1 protein-coding gene and 2 pseudogenes are annotated in these 2,230 nt (G+C 45.4%); 2 read left to right on the top strand and 1 reads right to left on the bottom strand.

The annotated features are described in order from the left end of the window. Together BFF42_RS15370 and rclA are read left to right on the top strand one after the other, a co-directional pair. Positions 1–256, top strand: a 256-nt coding sequence (locus tag BFF42_RS15370) for an IS1 family transposase (protein ID WP_000474469.1), incomplete at its 5' end; no start/stop codon positions are given. Positions 257–462: 206 nt separating this feature from the next. Further along, positions 463–1,787 (top strand): annotated as a pseudogene (gene rclA, locus BFF42_RS15365) (reactive chlorine resistance oxidoreductase RclA). Positions 1,788–1,895: 108 nt separating this feature from the next. On the opposite strand, the pseudogene BFF42_RS15360 reads toward rclA, so the two are convergent. Then, a pseudogene (locus BFF42_RS15360) lies at positions 1,896–2,230 on the bottom strand (IS1-like element IS1X2 family transposase); the annotation flags it as partial.

Here is a 2,230-nt window from a genome sequence, read left to right as displayed (position 1 = left end):
GGGGCGTCTTATGAGCTTGCTGTCACCCTTTGACGTGGTGATATGGATGACGGATGGCTGGCCACTGTATGAATCCCGCCTGAAGGGAAAGCTGCACGTAATCAGCAAGCGATATACGCAGCGAATTGAGCGGCATAACCTGAATCTGAGGCAGCACCTGGCACGGCTGGGACGGAAGTCGCTGTCGTTCTCAAAATCGGTGGAGCTGCATGACAAAGTCATCGGGCATTATCTGAACATAAAACACTATCAATAAGTTGGAGTCATTACCCAACAATCTTAGTAAATAACTAATCTAATACCATCAAATAGTTAATCATGATTTTTGTTTTGTGATTCTGATTAGGAAAAAGAAAATACCAGACGATAAGACAAAATATCAAGCGTTGTGAAGAAATGGTATTTGCTCTTTTGCGTCTATAGTCATGATGTCAAATGAACGCGTTTCGACAGGAAATCATCATGAATAAATATCAGGCAGTTATTATTGGTTTTGGCAAGGCTGGAAAAACATTAGCCGTCACGCTGGCAAAAGCAGGTTGGCGAGTGGCTCTCATCGAACAATCAAATGCAATGTATGGCGGGACCTGTATTAATATCGGCTGCATCCCAACTAAAACATTGGTTCATGACGCACAGCAGCACACAGATTTTGTCCGTGCCATACAGCGTAAAAATGAAGTGGTTAATTTTTTACGTAATAAGAATTTTCATAATCTTGCGGATATGCCTAATATCGACGTGATCGACGGCCAGGCGGAGTTTATCAATAATCATAGCCTGCGTGTTCATCGGCCTGAGGGAAATCTGGAGATTCATGGCGAGAAAATTTTTATTAATACCGGTGCACAAACCGTGGTTCCGCCAATTCCTGGAATTACCACCACGCCAGGAGTATATGACAGCACCGGATTATTTAATCTAAAAGAATTGCCTGGGCATTTAGGTATTTTGGGCGGCGGATATATTGGCGTTGAGTTCGCCTCTATGTTCGCTAATTTTGGCAGCAAGGTAACCATTTTAGAAGCAGCTTCGCTGTTTTTGCCTCGGGAAGATCGGGATATTGCTGATAATATCGCGACGATTTTACGCGATCAGGGCGTCGATATTATCCTCAATGCCCATGTGGAGCGAATCAGTCACCATGAAAATCAAGTGCAAGTGCATAGCGAGCACGCCCAACTGGCGGTGGATGCACTGTTAATAGCTTCCGGTCGTCAACCGGCTACCGCTTCGTTACATCCAGAAAATGCCGGTATCGCAGTAAACGAGCGCGGGGCAATTGTCGTTGACAAGCGATTACATACCACCGCAGACAATATTTGGGCGATGGGAGATGTTACCGGCGGGCTGCAATTTACTTACATATCACTGGATGATTACCGCATTGTACGTGATGAGTTACTGGGTGAAGGCAAACGTAGTACTGATGATCGGAAAAATGTGCCTTATTCCGTATTTATGACACCGCCCCTGTCCAGGGTTGGTATGACAGAAGAACAAGCCAGAGAGAGTGGTGCTGATATTCAGGTGGTGATATTGCCTGTAGCTGCAATTCCGCGTGCCAGAGTGATGAACGATACCCGTGGGGTATTAAAAGCGATTGTTGATAATAAAACCCAACGTATATTAGGGGCATCACTGCTGTGTGTTGACTCCCACGAGATGATTAATATAGTAAAATGGTGATGGATGCCGGGCTGCCTTATAGCATATTACGCGATCAGATATTTACTCATCCGTCGATGAGCGAATCACTCAATGATCTATTTTCATTAGTCAAATAAACTCAAAATCAGACGCCAGAACAAATATTCTGGCGTCTCAGAGAAAAGAATCTTATTAATTCCCTGTTACTCTATAACTTCTTAATCACTTCAGGTAATGACTCCAACTTACTGATAGTGTTTTATGTTCAGATAATGCCCGATGACCTTGTCATGCAGCTCCACCGATTTTGAGAACGACAGTGACTTCCGTCCCAGCCTTGCCAGATGTTGTCTCAGATTCAGATTATGTCGCTCAATGCGCTGAGTGTAACGCTTGCTGATAACGTGCAGCTTTCCCTTCAGGCGTGATTCATACAGCGGCCAGCCATCCGTCATCCATACCACGACCTCAAAGGCCGACAGCAGGCTCAGAAGACGCTCCAGTGTGGCCAGAGTGCGTTCACCGAAGACGTGCGCCACAACCGTCCTCCGTATCCTGTCATACGCGTAAAACAGCCAGC

The organism is Shigella sp. FC1661 (genome assembly GCF_001712525.1).
Taxonomy (GTDB): Bacteria; Pseudomonadota; Gammaproteobacteria; order Enterobacterales; family Enterobacteriaceae; genus Escherichia; species Escherichia coli.
Note: the sequence above shows the minus strand (reverse complement) of the source record. Positions and strands in the feature narration are given on the sequence as shown.